Raw genomic sequence first — 26,020 nt, forward strand, 5'->3', positions numbered from 1 at the left:
CATCGTCGCGGCCCGGTAATCCCGTATTTAGGAATTCCAGCATGACCGATAGCCCCCGCGCGCTCGTCACCGGCGCCTCCGCCGGTATCGGGCTCAGCTATGCGCGCCACCTGGCGCGGACCGGCCATGCGCTGGTGCTCGTCGCACGGCGTGTCGATCGGCTGGAGGCGGTCGCTTCGGAGCTACGCGACGCGCACGGCATCGAGGTCGAGGTGCTCGCCGCCGATCTCGGCGCCGATGAGGGCGTAGCCCGCGTGGCGGCGCGGATCGCGGCCGAGCCGTCGGTCGACCTGCTCGTCAACAATGCCGGCTTCGCCGTGCGCGGGCGCGTGGCCGATCTCGATCCCGACGAACTCGACCGGATGCTGCGCGTCAACGTGCTGGCACTGGGGCGCCTCTCGCACGCCGCGATGCGGGCGATGACCCCGCGTGGACGGGGTACGATCGTCAACGTCGCGTCGGGGACGGTGTTCATGCAGATGCCGGGCAATGCCGGTTACGGCGCGAGCAAGAACTACGTCATGGCTTTCACCCGCACGATGCAGGTCGAGGCCAGGGACACCGGCGTGCGCGTCCAGCTGCTCGTTCCCGGCGTGATCGCGACCGACTTCCACGAAGTCGCGGGCAACGACCTGAACCGCTTTCCGCCCGAGAACGTGATGCAGGCCGACGACCTGGTCGTGGCGTCGCTCCGCGCCTTGGAGATGGACGAGCCCGTCTGCATCCCTTCGCTCCCTGCCATCCGCGACTGGGACGCCTATGTCGCGGCCGAGGCGGCTCTGAGCCCCAAGGTCTCGCGCGACCGGATCGCGCCGCGCTACCACGGGGGCTAGGGCAGCCGCTCGTCCGGCTCGACTCCCCACAGGCCCGTCACCTCGACGAAGCCGGACTGGCCCTTCACGTCCAGCCGGCACCAGCCGCCGCCGCATTCGCTCAGCCGGCCCACGACCCCCGGCGCCGCCCGCCACAGCAGCCTGGCGGCGGTGCTCGGACGGTCCCGCATGGGAACGGGCTCGGCCGCGCGGACGATCGCGGTGCGGGTGGACGATATCAGCCCGCCGAGCATCCAGCCCTCCGTGCCCTCATGGTCGCGCACGCGGCGCCATTCCTTGAACACGGCGACCACCCGCACCGGCAGGTCGGCGCGCTGATACAGCCACGACGCCGGATAGGTGCGCGCGGGCCCGGTCCGCATCCGCGCCTTGCCCGCCGAGATCGACGCCCAATAAGGCGGCTTGGGCCGTTCCTGCGCGGAACCGGACGTGGCGAACGAGAGCGCGGCGAGCATGAGAAGCAGACGCATTGGACAGAGCCTTCCTGTTGGCGTCCCGTAGCAACCCGCGCGGCGCGGTATCAACCGGCTTGACGACGGGGCGGCACGGACCCCAAGCGCCGTTCCATGATCGCCGAGCGCCGCCGCACCGAGCCCCGGGTCCCCCACCCCCGCGTGATCGTCACCCGCGAGCTGCCCGACACTGTCATGGACCGGCTGGAAGCGCTGTTCGACGCGGCGAACAATCGCGGCGACCAGGCGATGACGCGCGAGGAGCTGGCCGCCGCCGCCGCCGAGTGCGACGTGCTGGTGCCCACTGTCACCGACACGATCGACGCCGAGTTGATCGCGTCGGCGGGGCCGCGCCTGAAGCTGATCGCCAATTTCGGCGCGGGCGTGAATCATATCGACCTGCGCGCGGCGCGCGCGCGGGGCATCATCGTCACCAATACCCCGGGCGTGCTGACGGAGGATACGGCCGACCTGACCATGGCGCTGATCGTGTCGGTGCCCCGGCGGCTGGCGGAGGGCGAGAAGCTGGTGCGATCGGGCGCGTGGACCGGGTGGAGCCCGGGCGGGATGCTGGGCCACCGCATCGGCGGCAAGGCGCTGGGCATCGTCGGCATGGGGCGGATCGGTCAGGCCGTCGCCCGGCGCGCGCGGGCGTTCGGCCTGGGCATCCACTATCACAATCGCCACCGGCTACCGGGCGTGGTCGAGGCGGAGCTGGGGGCGACCTGGCACCCCGATCTGGACGCGATGCTCCAGGCGGTCGACGTGCTGACGATCCACACACCGCGCAATGCCGATAGCGAGAACCTGATCGATCGGCGGCGGATCGGGCTGTTGCAGGCGCATGTCCACCTCATCAACACGTCGCGCGGCGGGATCGTCGACGAGGAGGCACTGGTCGACGCGCTGCAGGCCGGGCGGCTGGCGGGCGCCGGGCTCGACGTATGGCGGCACGAGCCGGAGATCGACCCCCGCCTGCTCGCCCTGCCGAACGTCGTCATGACCCCGCATATGGGGTCGGCGACCTATGAGGGACGGATCGCCACCGGCGAAAAGGTGATCGCCAACATCCGCATGTGGGCTGATGGCCACCGCCCCCCGGACCAGGTCCTGGAGGGCTGGGCCTGAAGGCTTAGTCGCCCGTGAGGATACGGTCCACCAGCTGCTTCACCGTCGGCACGAACCCGTTCGAGTAGAAGGGGTCGCGCCGGAAATTCGAGGCGGAATGGCCCGCGAACATCAGGTTGCGGTCGGTGTCGCCGCCATGGGCGATATCCTGCAGCGTCTTCTGGATGCAGAAGCTGCGCGGGTCCGCCAGGCGGCCGGTCGAATTGGTCTCGGTATCCGCCCAGCTGGAAAAGGAGCATTGCGACAGGCAGCCCATGCAGTCGGCCTGATCCTTGCGGATCTCCGCCTTTTCGGTCGGCGTGACATAGACGAGCGTGTCGTCGGGGGTCTTGAGCGCGTCGGTGAAGCCCTGGCCGAACCATTCGCGCGCGCGCAGCAGGTCGGCGCGCGTGACCCAGAAATTGCGCCCCTTCACCCCGACGTCGAGCTGAAAAAGGTGATCGCCCGCTTCCTCCCGCGCAAAGGCGATCTGGCGGTGCGACCGCGCCTCCAGCGCGCGCAGGAACGGATTGCGGACCGCCGAGGAATAGAAACCGGTGGGCGAGAAGCGATGAAGCGAGATCTCGCCATCGTCGATATGGGTCAGCTTGTCCTTCCAGCCCTGCGGGATCGGGCTTTCGCGCGTCAGCAGCGGCCGGGTGCCATATTGGAACGCGATCTGGCCGAGTTCGGGATTGTCGATCCAGTCGTTCCAGTCGCGCAAATACCAGACGCCGCCCGCCATGATGATGGGCGTGGAGTCGGGGATGCCGCCCTCGCGCATCGTCTCGCGCAACGCCTTGACACGGGGATAGGGGTCTTCGGGCTTGAGCGGGTCCTCGGCGTTGGACAGCCCGTTATGGCCCCCGGCGAGCCAGGGGTCCTCGTAGACGACGGCGGCGAGCCACTCCGACGCCTTGCTGTAGGCGCGCTTCCACAAGGCGCGAAACGCGCGGCCCGAGCTGACGATCGGCAGGTAATGGACATTATATGAGGCGGCGATCTCCGACAATTTGTACGGCATCCCGGCCCCGCAGGTGACGCCCGCGACCAGGCCGCGGGTGCGTTCGAGCACGCCGTGAAGGACGCGCTGCGCCCCGCCCATCTCCCACAACACGTTGATGTTGATCGCGCCCCTGCCGCCGGCGATGTCCCAGGCGCGGCGGACCTGTTCGACCGCGCCGTCGATCGCATATTCGACCAGTTCCTCGTGCCGCTCCCGCCGGGTCAGCGCACGGTAGATCTGGGGGATGATCTTGCCCTCGGGGTCGTAGCTGTCGGCGTTGACCGCCGAAACGGTACCGACCCCGCCCGCCGCCGCCCAGGCGCCTGCCGAGGCATGGTTGGTCGCGGCGACGCCCTTGCCGCCCTCGATCAGCGGCCAGACCTCGCGGCCATTATACTGGATGGGGGTCAGGCCTTTGAACACGGTAGAACGAAACCTTTCTGGGTCGGACACCCGCCATATACCGGATGGTTGCCGAGGCGGTAGTCCCCGGCGCTGATATGGATCAGCGAAGGGGATCAGCTCAGGGCGCCGGGCCTGCCCATCGCGCCCTCGTAGAGCTCGGCATAACGGCGGATCATCAACGCCTCGTCATAGTCGGCGCGCGCGCGCGCGCGGTTCGCCGCGCCGACACGGGCGCGCAGGTCGGCGTCTCCGACCAGCTGCTGGAGCACGTCGCGCAGCGGCACCTCGTGGATATGCGACGCGACGAAGGGCACGTTCTCGGAGGCCAGCATGTCGGCGACATCACCCACGGGAACGCTCGCCACCGGTAGCCCGGCGGCCATCGCCTCCACGACCGAGATCGGGAACTGCTCGGACCGCGACGACAAAGCGAGCATGTCGAACAGGCCGAGATACCGGTGCGGGCGGTCGAGAAAGCCGGGCATGACGACCCGGTCGGCGATCCCCATCGCCTCGGCCGCCTGCTTGATCGCCCCGCGCTCGGGGCCCTCGCCGACGATGACGAGCCGGAACCGGCCGGACAATCCGCCGCACGCCCGCACGAGCAGCGGCAGGTCCTTGACCGCCCGCAAGCCCGCCAGCGCGCCGATCACGACCTCGCGCGTGTCGCGGACGAAGCCGGGGATCGCCTTGGGATCGGGCTTCCCGGCATAGAGGGCGATCGGCACACCGTTGACGATATGGTGAACACGCGCGCGCGGCTGCTTCCAGGTCTCCGTCGCGATGCGGTCGAGCGCGCGGCTGGGCACGACCAGCGCGTGAGCGGCGGAGAGCGCGATGCGGCGATACATGTTGCGTTCGACCTTGAGCCCGGTCGCCTCGTCCTCGTTGAAGCCGTCCTCGTGATGGATCACGGGCGGCATCCCCTTGCCGAACACCCGCCGCGCCATGGCGCCGTCGATCGCGCCCCAATTGTAACTGAGCACCAAGTCGAAACGCCGCATATAGGCGGCGATCGCCTCGTACCGCTTCACCGATGGCTTGCCGGTGAGCGGAGGCGGATCCTGCGCTATCTCGTATTTCACCCCCCTGGCGATGGCGGCGCGTGCGCCGAGCGCGCCGGGAACCCCCGACACGACGGTATGGCGGGCGCGGTCGCCCCAGACGTTCATCAACCGGACGGCGCGCGCTTCCTTGCCGCCCAGATCGAAGGCGGAATGGAGGTGGAGGATATGGGGTGCGGGCATGATGGGCGTGGCTAGTATATCGGCACGCGGTGGTTTCCCAGCCGCTCCGCCTCGCCCTCGTCATGCGTGACGAGCAGCATCGGCAGCCCCGTCTCGTCGCGCAAAAGCTCCAGCGCGCGCATGACCTCCTCCGCCCGCGCGGCGTCGAGCGAGCTGAGCGGTTCGTCGAGAAGCAGGAAGGCAGGATCGCTGAGCAGCGCGCGGCCGATCGCGACGCGACGCGCCTCGCCCCCCGACAGCGTGCGTGGCCAGCGGTCGAGCAGATGGGCGATGTCGAGCATCCTCGCCGCTCCCTCCAGCCGCGACGCGTCGCGCGCGCCGTAGAGCAGGTTGGCGCGGACGCGGCGGTGGGGGAAGAGCCGCGTGTCCTGGAACACATAGCCCGCCCGGCGCCGCTCGGGCGGCAGGTTCACGCTCGCGCCGCGGTCGTAGAGCAGACGCCCCGCGACGCCCGCATGGCCCTTGTCGGGGCGGACCAGCCCGGCGATCATGTCGAGCATCGTCGTCTTGCCGGCGCCCGAGCGGCCGAAGAGCACGGTGATGCCGGGGCCGGTCTGGAACGCCACACCGATCCGGCGGTCGCCGCGCGTGATCTGCAGCGCTACGTCAAAGGACATTGACGCCCCTGCCCGTGCGCCGCGCCAGCGCCTCCGACGCGACGAGCGCGACCAGCGCGAGCGCGACCGAGATCGCCGCCAGCCGCCAGACCATCGCATCGCCGCCCGGCCGCTGGAGCGCGGCATAGATGGCGAGCGGGAGCGTTTCCGTCTCGCCGGGCACCGACGAGACGAAGGTGATCGTCGCGCCGAACTCGCCGATGGCGCGCGCCAGGCCAAGCGTCGTGGCGGCAAGGATGCCGGGCAGGCTCAGCGGCAGGGTGATCGTGGCGAAGGCGCGCGCCGGGCTCGCGCCGAGCGTTCGGGCGGCCTGTTCGAGGCGGCGGTCGACCGCCTCGATCGACAGGCGGATGGCCCGCACCATCAGCGGCAGCGCCATGACGCCCGCCGCGATCGCCGCGCCGGTCCAGCGGAACAGGACGGAGGCGCCGAACCATTGCTGGAGCAGCCGGCCCAGCGGACCGCTCGGCGCGAAGGCGAGGAGCAGCATCCAGCCGGTCACGACCGGCGGCACGACGAGCGGCAGGTGGACGATGCCGTCGAGGAGCAGCTTGCCGGGGAAACGCACGCGCGCCAGGACGAAGGCCAGCGCGAACGCCAGCGGCAGCGTCGCCGCCACCGCGACCCCGCCGACGAGCAGGGTCAGCCGCACGATCGCCCATTCGTCCGGCGTGATCACGGACGCGTGAAGCCGTGGCGCATGAAGATCGCCTCCCCCGGCGCGGATAGCAGGAAGCGGCGGAAGCCCTCCGCATCGGGGTGGCGCGACGCTCGGAGGCGAGCGACCGGGTAGCGGATCGGCGGGTGGCTCGACGCGGGGAACAGGCCGGCGACCCGGACCCGCGTCGAGGCGCGGGCATCGGTGGCATAGACGATCCCGTAGGGCGCGGCGCCGCGCTCGACGAGCGCGAGCGCGGCGCGGACATTCTCGGCGCGCACCACCCGGCCCCGCACGACGTTCCACGCGCCGAGGCGTTCGAGCGCAACCCGTCCGTAGCGACCCGCCGGAACCGCGCCGGGGTCGGCCATGGCGAGCGGGCCGGCGGCAAGGGTGCGGGCGAGCGTCGGGATCGTCAGGCGGACCGGGTTCGCCCTGGGCGCGACGACGACCAGCCTGTTGCCCGTCAGCGTCTCGCGCGCGTTCGGCGCCAGCAACCCGGCCCGCGCGAGATCGTCCATCCAGTCCTCGTCGGCCGAAGCGAACAGGTCTGCGGGAGCACCCGCTCGAATCTGCCGGGCGAGCGCGGACGAGGCGGCGAAGGACAGGACGGGGCGTGGGTGGCCGCGACGTTCCCAGGCGCGGGCGGCGTCGCTCATCGCTTCCTGAAGACTGGCGGCGGCCAGGACCGTGGGCCCGCGCGACCGGGCGGACACGGGCGCGGCGACGAGCATCGCGAGGAGGAGCAGCAGCCGGCGCATCATGGATCACCTTTCGGGGCGATGCTCTAGCCGAACCGGAACGCGGCCGCGAGCCGGGTCGTTTGTCCCGCCATGATCGGCGTCCTTTCCGACACTTCCGACCCCCGCTCGGCCACGCGCGACGCGTTCGCGCGGGCGGTCGAGGGGTTCGCGCCCGACCGGCCGGTGCTGGTCGTCAGCCATTTCGACGCGGACGGGCTGTCGGCGGCGGCGATCCTGGCGCGGGGCCTGCGCGAGCGGGGCCGCGCGGTCGAGATCAGGATCACCGGCAAGGGCGAGACGCCGTGGGAGCCCGAGTTCCGCGCCGAACTGGCGGCCCATGCGCCGGGCGGGCTGATCGTCGCCGATCTGGGCACGCGCGCCGAGCCGGTGCTGCCGGGCTGTCCGACCATGGTGATCGACCATCACGTCCCGACCGGATCGCCCGAAGGGGCGACCGTGATCAGCGGCAACGGACTGGAGCCGGAGCCGACATCGGCGTTGCTGGCATTCTGGGCGCTCGGCTCGCCCGACGGCTTGGGTTGGCTCGCCGCGCTCGGGCTGATCGGCGACATGGCCCCGGAGGACGCCTTTCCCGAGCTGGCCGAGGCGCAAGGACGCTATGGCAAGACCGCGCTCAAAATGGCCACGTCGCTCGTCAACGCGCCCCGGCGGACGGCGGCCGCGGACGCCTCGGCGGCGTTGGACCTGTTGATGCGAGGCAACGGCCCCAAGGCGGTCAGCAAGGAGCCGAGCGCCCAGCGCGACCTGCTGCTCGCGGCCAAGGCGGAGGTGGCCGAAGCGATGGAAGCCGCCAAACGCGTTCCCCCGCGCGTCGTGGGCGACGTGGCGCTGATCCGCTTCCACGCGGGCCAGCAGATCCATCCGCTGATCGCGCAGCAATGGCGCGGGCGGCTGAAGGACAAGATCGTGCTCGCCGCCAACACCGGCTACCGCCCCGGCTGGGTGCATTTCGCCGCGCGCTCGGCAACAGGGCGCGATCTGGTCGCCTTCCTGGCCGAGCATCGGCCGGCGGGGGCGGATTCGCGCTACGGCTCCGGCCACAAGCAGGCGACCGGCGGCGCGTTGCGATACGAGGACTGGAACGCCTTCGTGTCCGACCTCGGCTTTCCCGAACAGCAGGTATAGATATGACCGACCGAACGCGCCCGCTCCGCCTGGGCTTTCCCGTCAAGGTGATGGGGCGTCCCGACCTGAAGACGCAGGATACGCGGCGCTGGCAGAAGAACCCGCATCTGAAATGCTCGCTGGAATTGCTCGATCCGGTGCTCGACTATCTCAAGTCGCGCCAGCTCGACATGTACCGGCTGTCGTCGGACATCGCGCCGTACGCGACCCACCCGGACATGCCGCAATTCCACGGCATGGTGGCCGAGTCGGACGCCGAACTGCGCGCGTTCGGAGCCAAGGCGCGGGAATACGACATCCGCCTGTCCTTCCACCCGTCGCAGTACGTGCTGCTCAACTCGCCCGACCCGGAACTGACGCGGAAATCGATCTGGGACCTGTCGAGCCAGGCCGAGATGCTCGACCGGATGGAGCTGGACGACGAGGCGGTGATGGTGACCCATGTCGGTGGCGTCTACGACGACCGCGAGGCGAGCCGGGCGCGGTGGATCGCGGGCTATGAGCAATGCCCCGAGCATGTCCGGCGGCGGCTGGTGCTGGAGAATGACGACATCCGCTTCTCGGCGGCCGACGTGCTGTGGATCCAGGAACGCACGGGCGTCCGGCTGATCTTCGACTATCAGCATTTCTGGTGCCTCAATCCCGAGCGGCTCGACATGCGCGCCACGCTGGAGCGGTTCGTCGCGAGCTGGCCCGAGGGGGTGCGGCCCAAGATCCACTTCTCCAGCCCGCGCACCGAGATGCGCGAGCTGAAGCAGAAGATCACCCCCAAGCAGCGCGAGGCCGCCAAGGCGGGCACGGCGCGGCCGAAGAAGGGCGAGGTACTGAAGACCCCGGTCAAGGCGACCGCGCGCGTCAAGACGGTGCTGCGCCCGCCCATCTGGACGGGACATTCGGACTTCACCAACCCGTTCGAGTTCGCGACCTTCATGCGGATGGCCGAGGGCCTCGATTTCGACGTGATGATGGAGGGCAAGTCCAAGGACCTGTCGCTGCTCCGCCTCAGGCCCGACCTGCTCCGCTTCGCGCCCGACGTGGCGGCGCGGTTCGGGATCACTGCCGACGACGCCGCGCAACTGGCGGCGGACGAGGCGCGGCTGGAGGCGGGTGTCGCGGCGGAGGACGAGGCCGATGTCGACGAGGGACTGGCCCGGGCGGCCGAGTGACCGGCGCGGAAATTCGATGGAGGTTCAGGCATGACAACGCACAAGTGGCGATCCGCGTCACCATGGTTCCTTACTGCCCGCAGGACCTTCGGCTGCGCTCGGGCGTATAGCACCTCGCGCACTGGCGTGGCGATCCCGCCGAATAATCGATTGAAGGATGGTAATCATAACAGCATTGCGCGATGAGCAGATTCGGGTGAAGAATGAGTTTCTAACCGTTCTCTCGAAAGAGAATTCTCAAAAAAATGGTCTGATCGACGTATTGGAAGTTGGTGGTGGCTCCAGAACGAAGATCGATTTGCCTGGTACACGCTTTACATCGCTCGATATCGACGAACATAGTCTGTCGCGTTCGACTTATGCCGATAGACAAATCGTCGGTGATGCCCAGATCTACGGTTTTTCAGGAATACCGATCGATATTGCGGTATTCTGGAATGTTCTCGAACACATAGAAAATCCCGGTCTAGCGCTTCGGAACGTGGCTAGTTCCGTCGGGCCGACCGGATCGATCGTCGTCGCCGGTCCGTTGCTTCGATCGCTGAAGGGCATCGTGACGAGACTCACGCCTCATTGGGTGCATGTTCTCTTCTACAGGGTCGTCGGTGGAAAGAAGTCGGCCGGCACTGTCGGGCAAGGCCCATTCCAAGTCGAACACGATAAGGGATGCGACATCGACGAGCTGGTCGGTTCGCTGAGGACGCTCGGCTTCGGCGTGGTCTTCCGCCGCGAATATCGGGGCGTCTCACTGAATCAGCTCAACGAGTTCAGCCCGATCCTATATCGCATCTATCGACTGGTCAGCGCGGCCTTGCGACGGGCGACTAGCGGGAAATGGGGCAGCGCGGAGTCCGATTTCATCCTTATCGCCCGGAAGGGAGCGCTGGCTGCCGCTTAGGACCGTGTAGGCCCGCCCGTTTCGGCGCAGGTGCGTTTCCGATCGACCGAGGCCCCTCACTCCACCAGTTCGCCCAGCACTTCCTCCACCCGCGCGACCCGCGCCCGCTCGTCGTCGATCCGCTCGGCCAGCAGCCAGCGGCCGTTCTTCTCGGCCAGCCCCGCGACCGACGGCAGGTCCTGCCGGCCCTTGGGGGTCAGCGCGATCGCGGCGGGGCCGGCATCGACCTTTTCCACCCCGGCCGCGAGCGCCAGGAGGCGAAGGCGGGTGAGCTGGAGCAGGGCGCGGGCGGGGTCGGGGACCGCGCCGAAACGATCCTCCAGTTCCGCCTCGAACGCGTCGAGCGTGGAAGTCTCGCTCACCCGCGCCAGGCGGCCGTAAAGCGAGAGGCGGACGTCGATCTCGGGAATCCAGTCGCCCGGCAGGCGGCCGGCGAGGCCCAGATTGAGCTCGGGCGTCCAGATGTCGACGGCCTGGCCGCGCGCGGCGCGCAACGCATGGCCGAGCAGGTGCTGGTAGAGGTCGATGCCGATCAGCTTCATGTGACCCGCCTGTTCCTCGCCGAGCAGGTCGCCCGCGCCGCGCAGGTCGAGGTCGCGCGCGGCGATCGCGAAGCCCGCGCCCAGCCGGTCGAACGCCTCGAGCGTGCGCAGCCGCTTGAGCGTGGCGTCGGCGATCGCCTGGCCCTGCTCCGTCAGCAGCAGGATCTGCCCGCGCCGCCCGCCGCGCCCGACGCGGCCGCGCAGCTGGTGGAGCTGCGATAGACCGAAGCGGTCGGCGTGCGTCACGACCATGGTATTGGCGCGGGGCACGTCGAGCCCGGCCTCGATGATGTTGGTCGCCAGCAGCACGTCGCCGCCCTTGCCCTCCGGCCCGTTCGCGAAACCGACCATCGCCTCGTCGATCTCGGCGGCGGGGAGCTTGCCGTGCGCGGTCACGATCTTGAGCTCGGGGGCGAGCTTCTTCAACCGTGCGGCGATGTCGGCCATGTCCTCGATCCGGGGGACGACGACGAAGCTCTGTCCGCCCCGGCTCTTTTCGCGGAGCAGGGTCGCGCGGACGGTGGCGTCGTTCCACGTTTCGACGGCGGTGCGGATCGGCTGGCGCCGCGCGGGCGGGGTGGCGATGACCGACACCGATTGCAGTCCCACCATCGCCGCCTGGAGCGTGCGCGGGATGGGCGTGGCGCTGAGCGACAGGACGTGACCCGCGCCGAGCGCGGCGAGCTTGGCCTTGTCGGCGGCGCCGAAGCGCTGTTCCTCGTCGACCACGACCAGCGCCAGATCCCTGTACGCCACGCCCTTGCCCGCGACCGCGCCGGTGCCGATCACGACCTTGATCGATCCGTCCGCCAGCCCGGCGACGACGCGTTTCTTCTCGGCGGGGGTGCTCAGGCGCGACAGGCCGGCGACCGCGATGCCGCTGCCTTCGAGGCGGCGGGCGAAGGTGTCGAGGTGCTGGCGGACGAGGACCGTCGTGGGCGCGGTGATCGCGACCTGCCGGCCCGCCAGCGCGACGAGCGCGGCCGCGCGCAGGGCGACCTCCGTCTTGCCATAGCCAACATCGCCGACGACCAGCCTGTCCATCGGCTTGCCCGACGCCAGGTCGGCGCGGACGGCGGCAATGGCGCGCGCCTGATCGGGCGTCTCGGTAAAGGCGAAGCCGGCGGCGAAGCGCTCATAGGCGGCGGCGTCGGGGGCGATGGGATCGGTGGTGCGCGCGTCGCGTTCGGCGGCGAGTGCGGCCAGACCGCGCGCCGATTCGGCGATGGCCTGATCGATCGCGCCGCGCCGCTTGATCCAGCTATGCCCGTCGAGCGCGTCGAGCGCGACCTGGTCGGCATCGGCGCCATAGCGCCAGATGCGGTCGGCCTCGGCGACGGGCACCAGGCGGCGCGCGTCCCTGGCATAGCGCAGCACGATCGCGTCGCCCCCTTCCCCGCCATCGGCGTCGGGGAGCGTCTCGACACCCTCGACCGAGCCGATGCCGAACTCCTCATGGACGATCACGTCGCCGACGCGCAGTTCCCCGGCGGCGGCCGCGAGCGGGTCGATCCCGCCGGCCGACAGCTCGTCGGCGCGCGCACGGCCGCCCAGCAGGTCGCCGCCGGCGATGACGGTGACGCCGTCCAGCGCAAAGCCGCGATCAACCGGCGCATGAAGGCACAGCGCGCTGCCGACCGGCGCGGCGACGGCCTCCGCCCAGCTGCCCGCGGGGCGCAGGTCGAGCTTGGTACGGGCGGACAGGAAACGCAGATCGCGCGGCGAGCCCGCCAGCAGCAGGCGGCCCTCGGCCAAGGTTTCGCGGGCAAAGCGGTTGAAGGCGCGGGTCGGGTTCGCCTTTTCCACGAAACGTGGAGGTTCCTCGCCGGGCGGCGTGTCGAGGTCGACCGCGTCGCGCGCGTCGGTCCCGGCTCGCCATTCCGACGTAGGGACGAGCAGGTCGGCGGCCCGGCCGCGTCGGCCGAGCGCGTCGGCCGACAGCTTCAGGAAACGCTCGCGACCACGGTCCGCGCCCGGGTCGAGCGCGACGGCGGCGCCGGGCAGATGCGCCAGCAGCGACACGCCGCCCGCCGCCTCGGGTTCGCTGGCCTGGCCGATCTCGACGCTGTCCAGCGGCTCATCGCCGAGCTGGCTGACGGGATCGTAGCGCTTGATCGCGGAGACCTGCCCGTCGGTCACCTCGATGCGGACGGGGCGGCCGGCGTCGACCGGGAAGATGTCGATCACCGCGCCCCGGACCGCGACCTCGCCCGGCTCGTCGACGCGGTCGTCCTCGTGATAGCCGATGCCGATCGCCAGCGCGGCGAACCCGTCCAGTTCCAGATTGTCGCCGATCGCGAAGCCCGGCGGCGTCGCCTCAAAGGCCTCGGGCGCGGCGTAGCGCAGGACGCTGGCTTCGGCAGTGGTGACCAGGGCGACGCGCGCGCCGTCGCCGCCCGCCAGCCGTGCCCCCCGCAACGCGGCGACCCGCGCACCGATATTGGCGGGGGACGCGGGCGCGTCCTCGCCGGGCAGCGCGTCGGACGAAGGCAGATGCAGGACGCGCGCATCGGGCGCGAAGGCGGCGAGGATCGCGGCGACCGACGCCGCGCGCCCCTCGTCCGCCGCGACGAAGAGCAGGTCGCGCGCGGCGAGCTCGGTCGCGAGCAGGGCGGCGAGCGGTGCGGGCGGGAGGGAGTCGGGCAAGGGCATTCCTATGGTCGGGCCGAGTTGGGGAGCATTTCGCTTCGGGTCCGCCCGCGGAGCGATGCTCCGGGGCGTAGTTCAGTGTTGCTCCAGCGCGCCGAGAAAGCGGTCGCGCCACCAGAACACGTCTTCGCGGCGGATATTGTCGAGGAGTGCCCGCCAGCGGCGGACCCGTTCCTCGCGCGGCATCCGCAGCGCCAGCGCGATCGCGTCGGCGACCTCGTCGGCGCTGTACGGGTTGACCAGCAGCGCCGCGGTCAGCTGCGCCGCGGCGCCCGCGAAGATCGACAGGACCAGCACGCCGGGGTCGTCCGGGTCCTGCGCCGCGACATATTCCTTCGCCACCAGGTTCATGCCGTCGCGCAGCGGGGTGACGAGCGCGACGCGGGCGGCGCGGTAGATGCCGGCCAGCTCGTCGCGCGGATAGCCCTTGTTGACGTAGCGGATCGGGACCCAGTCGATATCGGCGAACTCGCCGTTGATCCGCCCCGATACCGCGTCCAGCTCGGCGCGGATCGCCTGATAGGTGTCGACCTTCTCACGGCTCGGCGGCGCGATCTGGAGCATGTAGACCAGTCCCTGCAGGTCGGGATGCTGGGTCAGGAAGCGCTCATAGCTCCCGAAGCGTTCGGGCAGGCCCTTGGAATAGTCGAGCCGGTCGACGCCGACGATCATCGACCGGCCCGTCGCGGACATGTGCATCCGGTCGTGCGCGAATTTGGCCTGCTCGCTCCGCGCCGCCGTCTCGAACTCGCCCGCGTCGATGCCGATCGGCGCGACGATCGCACGGACGCTGCGCTCCCCCAGCGTGACGATGCCGTTCTCGCCCAGCTCGGCGCCGAGCTGGCGCGTGACGTAATGGAGGAAGGCGTCGAGCCAGTCCTGGGTGTGAAAGCCGACCACGTCGTAATCGAACAGGCTGCGCACCAGTGGTTCGTGGCTGGGGAGCGACATCAGGATGCGCGTAGGCGGCCAGGGGATGTGGAGAAAGAAGCCCAGCCGGTTGGCGACGCCCAGCCGGCGCAGCTCGCGGCCCAGCGGGATCAGGTGATAGTCGTGGACCCAGACCAGGTCCCCCTCCCCGATCAGCGGCCTGACTGTGGTGGCGAAGCGCCGATTGACGCGCAGATAACCGCCCTCGAAGTCGCGTTCGAACCGGGTCAGGTCGATGCGGTCGTGGAAAAGCGGCCAGAGGCTGCGGTTCGCATAGCCGTTATAATATTCGTCGACGTCCTGCGGCTCCAGGTCGACGGTCGCGGTCGCGACCCCGCCCGCCTGTTGCAGGTCGATCGCGCCGGTGAAGCTCTCCACCGTCTCGCCCGACCAGCCGAACCAGACGCCGCCCTTCTCGCGCAGCGCCGCGAGCAGCGCGACGGCGAGCCCGCCCTGATTGCCCCCGCTCGCCGCCTTGGGGCTCTGGACGCGGTTGGAGATGACGACGAGCCGGCTCGTCCGTCCGCTCATCGCACCGCGCTCCACGGCTTGGACAGCAGCACCGCGCAGTTGATGAGGCCGACGAGCGAATAGGTCTGCGGGTAATTGCCCCACAGCTCGCCCGACATCGGGTCGATATCCTCCGACAACAGCCCGGCGGGGCTACGCCTGGCGATCATCTCCTCGAACAGCGCGCGGGCGTCGGCGATGCGACCGGTCGCGTGGAGCGCCTCGATCAGCCAGAAGGTGCAGACGTTGAACGCGGTCTCGGGCAGGCCGAAATCATCCGGAATCGCATAACGCAGCATATGGCTGCCGCGCCGCAGCCCCTCCTCGACCGCGCGAAGCGTGGACTGGAAACGGGGATCGTCCGGCGACAGGAAGCGCAGGTCGAGCAGCTGGATCAGGCTGGCGTCGAGGTCGTCGCCCTCGAACGTCGCCGAAATGCGCTGCGTATCCGGGCGCCAGGCGCGCTCCTCGATCGTCGCGCGCATCCGGTCGGCGCGGTCCTGCCAAAAGCCGCGCCGCTCCTCCATCCCCAGCACGCTCGCGGCATTGGCGAGGCGGTCGCACGCGGCCCAGCACATGGCAGCGGAATAGGTGTGGACGGCGGCCTTGGTGCGCAGCTCCCACAGCCCCGCATCGGGATGGTCGTACACGGCCCAGGCGCGCTCGCCGACGCGCTCCAGCGAGCGGAAGTCCTCCGGCCCCGACATGCGCAACAGGCGGCGGTCGAAAAAGGCCTGGACGTCGGACAGGACGATCTGGCCGTACGCGTCATGCTGGATCTGGGTGTAGGCGGCGTTGCCGACGCGCACCGGGCCCATGCCGCGATAGCCGGGCAGATCGGAGGCCTCGCGCTCCTCCAGCACCGCCTCGCCGCCGACGCCGTAAAGCGGCTGGATATGCCCGCCCCGCGCGCCGTCGACGATGTTACGCAGATATTCGAGATAGCCTTCGAGCACGTCGAGCGCGCCGAGGCGATTGAGCGCCTGCACCGTGTAATAGGCGTCGCGGATCCAGCAATAGCGATAGTCCCAGTTGCGCCCGGACCCGGCATGTTCGGGCATCGAGGTGGTGAGCGCGGCGACGATCGCGCCCGTTTCCTCATGCTGGCACAGCTTCAGCGTGATCGCGGCGCGGATCACCGCGTCCTGCCATTCGACGGGGATGGCGAGCCCGCGCGACCAGCCGCGCCACTCGGCGACCGTGCGGTCGCGCATCGTCGCCAGCGTCTGGCCGATATTGCCGACGAACCCCTCGTCGGGGCCGAGGAAGAAGTGCAGCGGGCGCTCCAGCCGGAACCAGCCCTCGCCCTGCACCCGGCCGACGGGCGCGTCGGTGGACAGGCGCAATTTATGGTCGGCCATCAGATAGCGGAGGTGGTTGGAGCCCGCCGTCTCCTCCGCGCGACCGCCCCAGCCCTTGCCGACGCGCAACGCCACCCGGATCCGCGGGCTGCCCGCCACGGGGCGGACGATGCGCGCCCAGGCCGTCGGGCGGTAGATGCGGCCGTCATGCTGGAAGCGGGGGCAGAAATCGGTGATCTCGACCGCGTTGCCGTATGCGTCCTCGTGCCGGGTGACGAGGACGGGGGTGTTGCGCAGGTAATGCTGGTGCGTGCGGACCGAGTCCTCCAGCTCGATCGACCAATAGCCGGTGTCGGGCGCGTCGCCGCCGAGCAGCGCGGAAAAGGCCGGCTCGCCGTCGACGCGCGGAACGCAGCCCCAGACATAGGTGCCGGCGCCATCGACCAGCGCGGAGACCTGGCAATTGCCGATCGGCCACAGGTTCATCGTCGCCGTCACGCCGCGTGCTCCAATGCGTCGCCGAGCCAGCGGCGGACGGCGGCGACGTGGGGCAGCGCATGGACCGCGGCGGTCGCGCGCGGCTCGCCGACCAGCACCCCCGCCCCGCCGAGCCGGGCGGCGGCTTCGAACCCGGCCTCGTCGGTCAGGTCGTCGCCCAGGACGAGCGGGCGGAACCCCGCCATGGCGGCACCCGCCGCGAGCCGCGCGATCGCGCGGCCCTTGTCGCCGTCGGCGCGGACCTCCGCCATCATCTTGCCGCGCTGGAGGAACAGCCCGTGCTCGTTCGCGAGCGTCTCCGCGAGGGCGAGCGCATCGGCCTCATGCGTGGGCGCGAGGCGGTAATGGAGCGCGACGCCGAGCGACTTGCGCTCGACCACGACGCCGGAACGGGCGGCCGCGAACGCGTCCATGCGCGCCGCGATCCCGCCCAGCGCGGCGGGCGGGGTCGCCGGCCGGTCGGCGCCGCCCACGCGCAGCTCGGCCCCGTGACTTCCCGCCAGCGCGAGAAGGTCGGCGGCGTCGCCCAGCATCGCGTCGAGCTGCGCGAGCGATCGGCCGCTGACGATCGCGACGCGGCCGGGCATCGCCCCGGCGAGCCGGGCGAGGAGCGCGCGGAGGTGGGGATCGGCGCGCACCTGGTCGGGCCGGTCGGCCAGCTCGACGAGCGTGCCGTCGAAATCGAGGAACAGGGAAGCGGAGGCGAGAAGGTCGAGCGGCGGCGCGTGGAGAAGCAGGTCGGTTGCGGGCATGGGGGGAGAACCCGTGCCGACGGGGGGTGTTCCGCCACCTTCCTCGCCCGCCGCAAGCGCGATCAGCCCGGCTCCACCCAGTCCGGGAACGCCGCGAGCAGCGCCGCCACATCGGGGCGGACCGCCCTGGCGCCCGTCAGCGCATCGGGGGAGAAGCCGCCGGAGAGCACCGCTATCGTGGCCACGCCGCATCTGGCGCCCGCTTCGATGTCATAGGGCGTGTCGCCGACGAACAGCGCCTCGTCGGCCGTGACGCCGAGCTTCCGCAGCGCGGTCGCGACGATGTCGCCGGCGGGCTTGGAATTCTCCACATCGTCGATCGTCGTGGTCTCGTCGACGAAGCGCGCGACGTCCAGCAGCGCGACATAATGGTCCAGTTCCTCCTGCGCGGCCGACGAGGCGAGCGCGACCTTGAGCCCCGCGCCGCGGACTCGGGCAAGCAAGTCGCGCGCGCCGTCGAACGGGCGGACCCGCGCGAGGTATTTGCCCTTGAACGCCTCGCCATGCGCGTCGCCGAGCTTTTCCGCCTGTTCCTCCGTCGCACCGGGGACGAGCGCAGGGACCAGCATGTCGGCGCCCTTGCCGATCTGGCCGCGGATCGCGTCGCGATCGATGCGGTGGCCATGCGCGGCGAACGCCTCGACCCAGGCGTCGACATGAAAGTCGTTCGAATCGACCAGGGTGCCGTCGAGGTCGAAGAGTATGGCTTTGATGGGCATGGTCTCAGGTCCAGTACAGGATGCGGGCGAAGGGGAGCTTGCGGGCGATCTCGCGCTCGAAGAAGCCGCGGAGCGCGCGCATCGTGTCGCGGTCGTAGACATGCTTGATCGAGCCGAATTTGGTGCGCTTCTGCGCGCGGCCGTCGGGACCCATGTCGAGCGCGGAGCCCGGATACCAGCTGTCGAGCACCGCCTTGGACCCTTCGGTGAAGCGGTGGGTGATGAGCTCGACGGTCAGATCGGGCGCCAGCCCGTCCAGCGCGCGGGCGACATCGTCGATCAGCCCGGCATAGGCGGCTTCCCAACCAGGCGCGGCGATGATCGGGGCGATCGTCAGGCCGACGAGGTAACCGGCCTCCGCCATGCGCCGCATCGCCGCGACGCGCTGTGCGACCGGGCTCGTCCCGCCCTCGAACCGCGCATAGGGTTTGGGGTTGAGCGACACGCGCATGCGCGTGCGGCCGTTATGCGCGACCCGGAGCAACGGATCGACCGCCGAGAATTTGCTGGTGAAGCGCAGCTGCGCGTCGGCCTCCCACCCGCCGAAATATTCGACCAGCGCCGACAGCGATCCGGTCAGATGCTCCAGCGCGAGCGGGTCGGTGTAGCAGGACGCCTCATAGGTCGTGCCCTCGTGCGCGCGGGTGGCCGAGCGCGAGGTGATCGTCCCCTGCCCTAGATGGCGCGGCATCTCGTCCAGTATCTCGGGCAGGTTCGCATAGACGCGCGTGATCGGCGGGCCCTTGAGCGATCCCGCGAGGTAGCAATAGGCGCAATGGGCGGGGCAGCCTTCCGCCAGGTCGACGCGCCAGTCGGCCGAGGGGGCGATCGGCTGCAGCTTGCGCTTCGAGGGCGGGGCGACGACCACGGCGAGCGTCGCCTTGGCTTGCGCATATTGGCGTTTCGGATCGTCGGACAGGTCCAGCTTCACGCGGTCGCTCGGCAGTTCGACGATGTCGACGCCCAGCCGGCTCACCCGCTCGGCGATGGCGCGGCCATGATCCCAGCCCAGCGCGGAGGGCGTGATCAGCACGTGGCGGGGCAGCCATTGGCGCGAGGGAGATGCTGCGGGGTCGAGAGCGGGGGCGGTCGCCATGGCGGGTGAACCGGGCGAGCGGGGCGCTTTGTTCCCCACCGATCCGCCGCGCCGAAGCTGAACCGCCGTTCACCCGCAATTCAGGCGCGGGGGACGAGGCGCCGCCCGTCCGATCGGTTGCGGATCGGGACCGTTCCCGAACGCGATTGCAACCGCGAGGGGCGTGGCGCATTGCAGCATCCGCACGGGTCGGCCCGGCGCGGTTCGGGAGATACGGGTGACGCGAACAGTCGGTGAAGCGGGCGGGCGCCTGCGCGCGGTCGGTGCATCGGTTCTGGCGATCGCGCTGGCGGCGTGCGGCGGCGGCGGGGAAAAGGCCCAGGGCAAGGCCGGGCCGGGTGCGCCGGGCGGCCCGCCGGCCGAGGTCGGCTTCGTCGTCGTCCAGCCGACCGACGTAGCCTTGGAAGCGACCCTGCCCGGCCGTACCGTCGCCTTTCAATCGTCGGAGGTCCGCCCCCAGGTGTCGGGCGTCGTCCAGCGCCGCTTCTTCGAGGAAGGGCAGATCGTCCGCCGGGGCCAGCCGCTCTACCAGATCGACCCCTCGCTCTACCGCGCCGCCGTCAACCAGGCGCAGGCCAATGTCGCCGCGGCGCAGGCGACCGCCGAGGCCGCGCGGGTGCGTGCCGACCGCTTCCGCCCGCTCGCCGAGATCGAGGCGGTGTCGAGGCAGGATTATACCGACGCCGCCGCCACCGCGCGCCAAAGCGCCGCCGCCGTCGCGCAGAACCGCGCGGTGCTGGAGACCGCGCGCGTCAATCTGCGCTTCGCCACCGTTCCCGCGCCGATCAGCGGGCGGATCGGCCGGTCGCTGTTCACCGTCGGCGCGCTGGTCACGACCAGCCAAGCCGATCCGCTGGCGACGATCCAGCAGCTCGACCCGATCTTCGTCGACATCCAGCAATCCTCCTCCGCGCTCCTCTCGCTCCGCCGCTCGCTCGCCGGGGGCGGGGTCGTTCCCGCGCGCGCCCAGGTCCGCCTCAAGCTGGAGGATGGAAGCGATTACGGCTATGCCGGGACCGTCGAGTTCTCCGAGGTGGTGGTCGAACAGTCGACCGGCACGGTGACGCTGCGCGCGCGTTTCCCCAACCCGCAGGGGCTGCTGCTGCCGGGCATGTTCGTCCAGGCGCGGTTCGCCCAGGCGATCAACACCCGCGCTTTTCTGGTGCCACAGCCCGCCATATCGCGCGATCCCAAGGGCGCGGCGACGCTCTATGTCGTCGGGCCGAACAACCGTGCGATCCAGCGCCAGGTCACCGCCGAGCGGACCGAGGGGCAGTATTGGGTCGTCACCAAGGGACTCGATCCCGGCGACCGGGTGATCACGCAAGGCCTGCTCCCGTCCATGCGGCCGGGCGCCACCGTCCGTCCCGTCCCCGCGGACACGCCGCAGCGCGTTCAGGCTCCCTCGCCCGAGCAGATGGAACGGATGAAAGCCCAGGGCGCCGGAAAGAGCCGCTAAACCCATGTTCTCGCGCATCTTCATCGACCGGCCGATCTTCGCCTGGGTGCTGGCGATCATCGTCATGCTGGCGGGTATCGGCGCCATGTTCGCGCTGCCGATCGCGCAATATCCCGATGTCGCTCCGCCCCAGGTGACGATCCGCGCCAACTATCCCGGCGCTTCGGCGGAGACGATCCAGAATTCGGTCACCCAGGTCGTCGAACAGACGCTGACGGGCATCGACGGGCTTTTGTACTTCCAGTCGCAGTCCAGCTCGCGCGGGCAGGTGACGATCACCGCCACCTTCGACAAGGGCGTCGATCCCGACATCGCGCAGGTTCAGGTGCAGAACCAGGTCCAGGCATCGATCGGGCGCCTGCCGCAGCAGGTGCAGCAGCAGGGGCTGGTCGTCCGCAAGTCGAACCCGGACAATCTGCTGCTCGTCGGCGTCTATGACGAGACCGACCGGTTGACCAACCGCGACGTGTCGGATTACCTCGTCTCCACGCTCCAGGACCCACTGGGGCGCGTCGCCGGCGTGGGCGACACCAATGTGTTCGGCTCGCAATACGCCATGCGCATCTGGCTGGACCCGGCCAAGCTGGCGGGCGTCCAGCTGATGCCGGGCGACGTCGTGTCGGCGATCCAGGCGCAGAATACCGAGGTCGCGGCGGGCGAGCTGGGCGGCCAGCCCCAGCCGATGACGCAATTGCTCAACGCGCAGGTGACGGCCCAGTCCCGCCTCCAGACTCCCCAGCAATTTCGCGACATCATCCTGAAGACGCTGCCGAGCGGCGCCACGGTGCGCATCTCCGACGTGGGTTGGGTCGAGCTGGGCGCCGAGAATTACGCGGCGTTGTCGCGGGTCAATCGCCATCCGGGCGCCGGGCTCGCCATCCTGCTCGCGCCCGGCGCCGACGCGCTGGCGACGGCCGAGCTGGTCAAGGCGCAGGTCGCGACCGCATCGAAAAGCTTTCCGCCGGGGCTGAAATACGGCTTCGCCAACGACTCGACGGACTTCATCAAGCTGTCGATCGAGGAGGTGGTCAAGACGCTGATCGAGGCGGTGATCCTGGTCGTCATCGTCATGTTCGTGTTCCTGCAGAATTGGCGCGCGACGCTGATCCCGACGATCGCGGTGCCCGTGGTGCTGCTGGGAACGGTGGCGATCTTCTACGTGGCGGGGTTCTCGATCAATACGCTGACGCTGTTCGGGCTGGTGCTCGCCATCGGCCTGCTGGTCGACGATGCGATCGTGGTGGTGGAGAATGTCGAGCGGCTGCTCGAGGAAAATCCCGACATGAGCCCGCGCGACGCGACGATCCAGTCGATGAACGAGATCACGGTCGCGCTCGTCGCGATCGCGTTGGTGCTGTCGGCGGTGTTCCTGCCCATGGCGTTCTTCGGCGGGTCGACGGGCGTCATCTATCGCCAATTCTCCATCACCATCGTGTCGGCGATGATGCTGTCGGCGCTGGTCGCGATCATCCTGTCGCCTGCGCTCACCGCCAATCTGCTCAAGCAGAAGAAGCGCCGCGAGGACGGCGAGGCGGCGGACGATGGCTGGTTCGCGCGCAAGCTGCCCCGCGTCGCGCACGGCGTCGGGCGCGCGCGCGACTGGTTCAACGCCAGCTTCGACCGCGGCATCGAGCGCTATGTCGGCAGCGTGAAGACGGTGGTGAACCGCAAATGGCTGTTCATCGCCATCTATGCGGCCACCGTCGCGCTGCTCGCGGTGCTGTTCCTGCGCCTGCCCACGGGCTTTCTGCCGACCGAGGACCAGGGCGGCGCGATCGTCCAGTTCCAGCTTCCCGCAGGCGCGACCCAGGGGCGTACCTTCCAGGTGCAGCGCCAGGTCGAGGATTATCTCGCCGGACCCGAGGGCAAGAATCTGCGCACCATGTTCTCCGTATCGGGCGGCGGCGGCGGCGGCACCAGCGGCCAGAATACCGGCCAGGCCTTCGTCAATTTCGTCGACTGGTCGCAGCGCGAGGGGAAGGAGAATGGCGCGGACGCCATCGTCGCGCGCGCCTCGGCCGCGTTCCGGGGCATTCGCGACGCGCAGGTCTTCGCGCTCGTGCCCCCCGCGATCCGCGGCCTCGGCCAGTCGAACGGCTTCACCGTTCAGCTCCAGAACAGCGGTGGGTTGACGCAGGCGCAGTTCAAGGCGGCGGCCGACAAGCTGCTGGCGGCGGCCCGCGGCGATCCCGCGCTCGCCTCGGTGCGGCAGACCGAATTGCCCGATGTGGGCACGCTGCGCGTCGACGCCGACCAGCAGCGGCTCGCCGCGCTGGGGCTGACGCAGCAGGCGGTCAACGAGACGCTGTCGATCGCCTGGGGCGGGCGTTACGTGAACGACTTCGTCGACCGGGGGCGCGTGAAGCGCGTTTACGTCCAGGGCGACGCGCCCTACCGGGCCGAGCCGGAGAACATCAACCAATGGTTCGTGCGCGGGTCGAGCGGGCAGATGGCGCCCTTCTCCTCCTTCGCCCGGACGAGCTGGAGCCAGGCGCCGACCACCTTGGCGCGCTTCAACGGCATTCCGTCTGTCGAGATCCAGGGTGCGGCCGCCGAGGGGCGCAGCTCGGGCGAGGCGCTTCAGCGTATCCGCGAGCTTCAGGCGCAGATCCCCGGCACCTCGCTCGAACTGTCGGGGCTGAGTTTCCAGGAGGCGCTGTCCTCGGGCCAGGCACCGATCCTGTACGGCTTGTCGCTGCTGGTCGTGTTCCTGTGCCTGGCGGCCCTGTACGAAAGCTGGTCGATCCCCGTCGCGGTGATGCTGACCATCCCGCTGGGGCTCGTCGGCGCGGTGCTGTTCGTGACGCTGCGCGGGCTGATCAATGACGTGTACCTTCAGATTGGGCTGCTGACGACGATGGGGTTGGCCGCCAAGAACGCGATCCTGATGATCGAATTCGCCGAACAGGCGGAAAAACGCGGCGCGCGGGTGATCGACGCGGCGCTGGAGGCGGCGCGGCTGCGGCTGCGCCCGATCCTGATGACCAGCCTCGCCTTCATCTTCGGGGTGCTGCCGCTCGCCATCTCGACGGGCGCGGGCGCGAACAGCCGCATCGCCATCGGCACGGCGGTGATCGGCGGGATGCTGACCGCGACGATCCTGGCGATCTTCTACATCCCCTTCTTCTTCGTGCTGGTGCGGCGCGGGGTGCGCGACGGCGTCGCCAAGATCCGCGGCCGGCCCACGGGACATCAGGGCGCCAAGCGCGAGCCGGGCACGGAGCAGCCGGCATGACCCGGCATCTCGCGCTCCTGCTGGCGACCGCCGCGCTGGCGGGCTGTTCCATGGACCCGCGCCTCGCCCGGCCCGAGCCGCCGGTGCCGCCGTCCTGGCCGGTCGGCGACGCCTATCTGCGCCAGTCGGAGGCGGCGTTGCCCGCCATCACCTATCGCGACATCTTCCGCGACCCGCGGCTCCAGGCGATCATCGAACAGGCGATGGCGAACAACCGCGACCTGCGGGTCGCGGTCGCCAATATCCGCTCCGCCCGCGCGCTCTATCGCATCCAGCGCGCCGACCGCTTTCCCCAGATCGATGCGACCGGAAACTACCGTTATTCGACGGGCAACGGCTCCACGCTGAACAACACCGGCGGGACGGGAACCGGCACGGGCGGCACGGGCACGGGCGGTACGGGCACGGGCGGAACCGGTACGGGTGGCACCGGGACCGGCACGGGCGGGAGCACCAATCCGGGCGGCACAGGCGGCGCCGGCACCACCGTGTCGACGGGCGGGGGCGGGAGCAGCTTCCAGGCCAATATCGGCGTCACCGCGTTCGAGATCGACCTGTTCGGCCGCGTCGCCTCGCTGACCCGCGCCGCCCAGCAACGCTATTTCGCGCAGGAAGCGGCGGCGCGCAGCGTCCGGCTGATCCTGGTCGGCGATATCACGCAAGCCTGGCTCACCTATGCCGCCGACCGGTCGCTGCTCCGCGTCGCCGAGCAGACCGCCCAAAGCGCGGAAGCGAGCGTCCGCCTGACGCGCGCGCGGCTGGAGGGCGGGATCGTCCCCCGGTCCGACCTGACCCAGGCGCAGCAGATCCTCGCCACCGCGCAGCGCGACCTGGCCGAACAGCGGACCTTCGTCGCGCAGGACGTCAACGCGCTGACCCTGCTCGTCGGGTCTGGCGTCGACCCAAGCCTGCTGCCCGCCTCGATCGAGGAGGCCGCGCCGACGCTCGCGGTGCTCCCCGCCGGGCTCGACAGCCGCGTGCTGCTGCGCCGCCCCGATGTGGTCCAGGCCGAGTACGAACTGCGCGCCACCAATGCCGAGATCGGCGCGGCCCGCGCGGCTTTGTTCCCGCGCATCTCGCTGACCGGCATCCTGGGCCTGGCGAGCAGCTCGCTGGGCGGGCTGTTCTCGGGTGACGCCTTCACCGCCTCGGTCTCGCCGACCGCGAGCTATTCGATCTTCCGCGCGGGCGCGGCGCGCGCCAACGTCGAATTCTCGCGGGCGCAGCGCGACGCGGCGCTGGCGGGCTATGAGCGCGCGATCCAGATCGCCTTTCGCGAGGTCGCCGACGCGCTCGCGCGCCAGGGGACGATCGCCGAACAGCTCCGCGCCAGCCAGTTGCTCCTCAACGCCACCGACGAGACGCTGCGCCTCAACGACGCGCGCTACCGGGGCGGGATCGACACTTTCCTGACCCTGCTCGATGCGCAGCGCTCCGCCTATACCGCGCAGCGCACCTTCGTGGCGACGCAGCTGACGGCGGGGATCAACCGCGTCGCGCTCTACCGCGCGCTCGGCGGCGACGCGACGCTGGAGACGAGCGCGCAGGGGCCGCTGCCCGTCACGGCGGCCGGCGTGCCCCGTGGCGACCAGCCCCTTCCCGACCTCCCGCCTGTCCCGGAGGCGCCGCGTACACGCCCTTGACGGGTGCGGTTCCCGGGTCGAGGATGCGGCCATGTCGACCACCCCGCCCGATCCCACCGCGCTGTTCCGCACCATGATCGGCGAATGGGAGAAGCTGACCAACTCGGTCGGCGGGCAGACGTTCAAGACCGACGAGGTCGCGCGGCTGATCGGCGGCGCCAGCAACGCCACCGCCCAGGCGCAGGCGGCGTTTCACGGCCTGATGGAGCGCGCGCTCGCCGCCGCCAACATGCCCAGCCGGGGCGAGGTCGAGGACCTGTCCGCCCGCATCGCCCGCATCGAGGGCGCGCTGTTCCGCATCGAAGCGAAGATCGACGCGCTCGGCGGGGGCGGCGGCGACAAGCCTGCGCCGGTTTCGGGACCCAGCCGCAATCGCCAGCCCCCGGCGACGCCCGACGCGTGAAATAC

Annotated in this window: 21 protein-coding genes; 9 read left to right on the forward strand and 12 right to left on the reverse strand. The window is 70.2% G+C overall.

What is annotated here, in order from left to right; all coding sequences use genetic code 11:
- Positions 1-41 precede the first annotated feature (41 nt).
- The gene (locus VF592_RS10730; RefSeq protein ID WP_331005613.1) at positions 42-833 is read left to right on the forward strand and encodes an SDR family oxidoreductase; all 792 of its coding nucleotides are present in this window, start codon (positions 42-44) and stop codon (positions 831-833) included.
- Here VF592_RS10730 and VF592_RS10735 read toward each other — a convergent pair.
- Positions 830-1,303, reverse strand: a complete 474-nt coding sequence (locus VF592_RS10735; RefSeq protein WP_331005614.1) for an SH3 domain-containing protein — start codon at positions 1,301-1,303, stop codon at positions 830-832. The genes VF592_RS10730 and VF592_RS10735 overlap by 4 nt on opposite strands.
- A gap of 96 nt (positions 1,304-1,399) precedes the next feature.
- Here VF592_RS10735 and VF592_RS10740 point away from each other — a divergent pair, with 96 nt between their 5' ends.
- Positions 1,400-2,413 (forward strand): D-glycerate dehydrogenase, encoded by a 1,014-nt coding sequence (locus VF592_RS10740; RefSeq protein ID WP_331005615.1) that lies wholly within the window; start codon positions 1,400-1,402, stop codon positions 2,411-2,413.
- Positions 2,414-2,417: 4 nt separating this feature from the next.
- On the opposite strand, the gene VF592_RS10745 is transcribed toward VF592_RS10740, so the two are convergent.
- The 5 genes from VF592_RS10745 to modA all read right to left on the reverse strand — a co-directional run bounded on the left by VF592_RS10745 (position 2,418) and on the right by modA (position 7,089).
- Positions 2,418-3,821, reverse strand: a complete 1,404-nt coding sequence (locus VF592_RS10745) for an NAD(P)H-dependent flavin oxidoreductase (protein ID WP_331005616.1) — start codon at positions 3,819-3,821, stop codon at positions 2,418-2,420.
- A 95-nt stretch (positions 3,822-3,916) separates the two neighbouring features.
- Entirely contained in the window at positions 3,917-5,050 is a 1,134-nt protein-coding gene (locus tag VF592_RS10750; protein WP_331005617.1) for a glycosyltransferase, read from the reverse strand.
- Between the two features lie 11 nt (positions 5,051-5,061).
- Positions 5,062-5,667 carry an ATP-binding cassette domain-containing protein gene (locus VF592_RS10755; protein WP_331005618.1) on the reverse strand — a complete coding sequence of 202 codons (606 nt, stop codon included), beginning with the start codon at positions 5,665-5,667 and terminating at the stop codon, positions 5,062-5,064.
- Positions 5,657-6,346, reverse strand: a complete 690-nt coding sequence (gene modB / locus VF592_RS10760) for a molybdate ABC transporter permease subunit (RefSeq protein WP_331005619.1) — start codon at positions 6,344-6,346, stop codon at positions 5,657-5,659. The genes VF592_RS10755 and modB overlap by 11 nt, the downstream gene beginning before the upstream one ends.
- Positions 6,343-7,089: a molybdate ABC transporter substrate-binding protein gene (gene modA / locus VF592_RS10765; RefSeq protein WP_331005620.1), complete on the reverse strand. Its 747-nt coding sequence runs from the start codon at positions 7,087-7,089 to the stop codon at positions 6,343-6,345. The genes modB and modA overlap by 4 nt, the downstream gene beginning before the upstream one ends.
- 69 nt (positions 7,090-7,158) lie before the next feature.
- On the opposite strand from modA, the gene VF592_RS10770 reads away from it, so the two are divergent.
- From VF592_RS10770 to VF592_RS10780, 3 genes are all read left to right on the forward strand, one after another.
- Positions 7,159-8,214, forward strand: coding sequence for a phosphoesterase (locus VF592_RS10770; protein ID WP_331005621.1), 1,056 nt, complete (start codon positions 7,159-7,161; stop codon positions 8,212-8,214).
- Positions 8,215-8,216: 2 nt separating this feature from the next.
- Positions 8,217-9,380 (forward strand): UV DNA damage repair endonuclease UvsE, encoded by a 1,164-nt coding sequence (gene uvsE, locus VF592_RS10775; protein ID WP_331005622.1) that lies wholly within the window; start codon positions 8,217-8,219, stop codon positions 9,378-9,380.
- A 157-nt stretch (positions 9,381-9,537) separates the two neighbouring features.
- The gene (locus VF592_RS10780; RefSeq protein WP_331005623.1) at positions 9,538-10,278 is read left to right on the forward strand and encodes a class I SAM-dependent methyltransferase; all 741 of its coding nucleotides are present in this window, start codon (positions 9,538-9,540) and stop codon (positions 10,276-10,278) included.
- A 56-nt stretch (positions 10,279-10,334) separates the two neighbouring features.
- Here VF592_RS10780 and VF592_RS10785 read toward each other — a convergent pair whose 3' ends face one another.
- The 6 genes from VF592_RS10785 to VF592_RS10810 form a co-directional block, all read right to left on the reverse strand.
- Positions 10,335-13,472: a helicase-related protein gene (locus VF592_RS10785; RefSeq protein ID WP_414714206.1), complete on the reverse strand. Its 3,138-nt coding sequence runs from the start codon at positions 13,470-13,472 to the stop codon at positions 10,335-10,337.
- Between the two features lie 72 nt (positions 13,473-13,544).
- On the reverse strand, positions 13,545-14,930 hold the full coding sequence (locus VF592_RS10790; RefSeq protein WP_331005625.1) for an alpha,alpha-trehalose-phosphate synthase (UDP-forming): 1,386 nt from the start codon (positions 14,928-14,930) through the stop codon (positions 13,545-13,547).
- Positions 14,927-16,708 (reverse strand): glycoside hydrolase family 15 protein, encoded by a 1,782-nt coding sequence (locus VF592_RS10795; protein ID WP_331005626.1) that lies wholly within the window; start codon positions 16,706-16,708, stop codon positions 14,927-14,929. Before VF592_RS10795 ends, VF592_RS10790 begins: the two co-directional genes overlap by 4 nt.
- On the reverse strand, positions 16,705-17,460 hold the full coding sequence (otsB, locus tag VF592_RS10800; RefSeq protein ID WP_331005627.1) for a trehalose-phosphatase: 756 nt from the start codon (positions 17,458-17,460) through the stop codon (positions 16,705-16,707). The genes VF592_RS10795 and otsB overlap by 4 nt, the downstream gene beginning before the upstream one ends.
- Positions 17,461-17,522: 62 nt before the next feature.
- Positions 17,523-18,179, reverse strand: a complete 657-nt coding sequence (locus tag VF592_RS10805; RefSeq protein WP_331005628.1) for an HAD family hydrolase — start codon at positions 18,177-18,179, stop codon at positions 17,523-17,525.
- Between the two features lie 4 nt (positions 18,180-18,183).
- Positions 18,184-19,275 (reverse strand): SPL family radical SAM protein, encoded by a 1,092-nt coding sequence (locus VF592_RS10810; RefSeq protein ID WP_331005629.1) that lies wholly within the window; start codon positions 19,273-19,275, stop codon positions 18,184-18,186.
- Between the two features lie 217 nt (positions 19,276-19,492).
- On the opposite strand from VF592_RS10810, the gene VF592_RS10815 reads away from it, so the two are divergent.
- The 4 genes from VF592_RS10815 to VF592_RS10830 are packed head-to-tail and all read left to right on the forward strand — an operon-like array spanning position 19,493 to position 26,015.
- The gene (locus VF592_RS10815; RefSeq protein ID WP_331005630.1) at positions 19,493-20,734 is read left to right on the forward strand and encodes an efflux RND transporter periplasmic adaptor subunit; all 1,242 of its coding nucleotides are present in this window, start codon (positions 19,493-19,495) and stop codon (positions 20,732-20,734) included.
- A 4-nt stretch (positions 20,735-20,738) separates the two neighbouring features.
- Positions 20,739-23,969 (forward strand): multidrug efflux RND transporter permease subunit, encoded by a 3,231-nt coding sequence (locus VF592_RS10820; RefSeq protein ID WP_331005631.1) that lies wholly within the window; start codon positions 20,739-20,741, stop codon positions 23,967-23,969.
- Positions 23,966-25,612 (forward strand): efflux transporter outer membrane subunit, encoded by a 1,647-nt coding sequence (locus tag VF592_RS10825; protein ID WP_331005632.1) that lies wholly within the window; start codon positions 23,966-23,968, stop codon positions 25,610-25,612. The genes VF592_RS10820 and VF592_RS10825 overlap by 4 nt, the downstream gene beginning before the upstream one ends.
- Before the next feature lie 31 nt (positions 25,613-25,643).
- Positions 25,644-26,015: a poly(R)-hydroxyalkanoic acid synthase subunit PhaE gene (locus tag VF592_RS10830; protein ID WP_331005633.1), complete on the forward strand. Its 372-nt coding sequence runs from the start codon at positions 25,644-25,646 to the stop codon at positions 26,013-26,015.
- Positions 26,016-26,020: the final 5 nt, after the last annotated feature.

This window comes from Sphingomonas sp. (assembly GCF_036388435.1).
Lineage (GTDB): Bacteria > Pseudomonadota > Alphaproteobacteria > Sphingomonadales > Sphingomonadaceae > Sphingomonas.

Excerpts from the sequence above, each read along its gene's own strand:
- VF592_RS10750 (WP_331005617.1), bottom strand. The coding sequence starts at position 5,050 with ATGCCCGCACCCCATATCCTCCACCTCCATTCCGCCTTCGATCTGGGC.
- VF592_RS10730 (WP_331005613.1), top strand. The coding sequence starts at position 42 with ATGACCGATAGCCCCCGCGCGCTCGTCACCGGCGCCTCCGCCGGTATC.
- VF592_RS10825 (WP_331005632.1), top strand. The coding sequence starts at position 23,966 with ATGACCCGGCATCTCGCGCTCCTGCTGGCGACCGCCGCGCTGGCGGGC.
- VF592_RS10740 (WP_331005615.1), top strand. The coding sequence starts at position 1,400 with ATGATCGCCGAGCGCCGCCGCACCGAGCCCCGGGTCCCCCACCCCCGC.
- VF592_RS10830 (WP_331005633.1), top strand. The coding sequence starts at position 25,644 with ATGTCGACCACCCCGCCCGATCCCACCGCGCTGTTCCGCACCATGATC.
- VF592_RS10755 (WP_331005618.1), bottom strand. The coding sequence starts at position 5,667 with ATGTCCTTTGACGTAGCGCTGCAGATCACGCGCGGCGACCGCCGGATC.
- VF592_RS10785 (WP_414714206.1), bottom strand. The coding sequence starts at position 13,472 with ATGCCCTTGCCCGACTCCCTCCCGCCCGCACCGCTCGCCGCCCTGCTC.
- VF592_RS10735 (WP_331005614.1), bottom strand. The coding sequence starts at position 1,303 with ATGCGTCTGCTTCTCATGCTCGCCGCGCTCTCGTTCGCCACGTCCGGT.
- VF592_RS10810 (WP_331005629.1), bottom strand. The coding sequence starts at position 19,275 with ATGGCGACCGCCCCCGCTCTCGACCCCGCAGCATCTCCCTCGCGCCAA.
- modA (WP_331005620.1), bottom strand. The coding sequence starts at position 7,089 with ATGATGCGCCGGCTGCTGCTCCTCCTCGCGATGCTCGTCGCCGCGCCC.
- uvsE (WP_331005622.1), top strand. The coding sequence starts at position 8,217 with ATGACCGACCGAACGCGCCCGCTCCGCCTGGGCTTTCCCGTCAAGGTG.
- VF592_RS10770 (WP_331005621.1), top strand. The coding sequence starts at position 7,159 with ATGATCGGCGTCCTTTCCGACACTTCCGACCCCCGCTCGGCCACGCGC.
- otsB (WP_331005627.1), bottom strand. The coding sequence starts at position 17,460 with ATGCCCGCAACCGACCTGCTTCTCCACGCGCCGCCGCTCGACCTTCTC.
- VF592_RS10805 (WP_331005628.1), bottom strand. The coding sequence starts at position 18,179 with ATGCCCATCAAAGCCATACTCTTCGACCTCGACGGCACCCTGGTCGAT.
- VF592_RS10780 (WP_331005623.1), top strand. The coding sequence starts at position 9,538 with ATGGTAATCATAACAGCATTGCGCGATGAGCAGATTCGGGTGAAGAAT.
- VF592_RS10790 (WP_331005625.1), bottom strand. The coding sequence starts at position 14,930 with ATGAGCGGACGGACGAGCCGGCTCGTCGTCATCTCCAACCGCGTCCAG.
- VF592_RS10820 (WP_331005631.1), top strand. The coding sequence starts at position 20,739 with ATGTTCTCGCGCATCTTCATCGACCGGCCGATCTTCGCCTGGGTGCTG.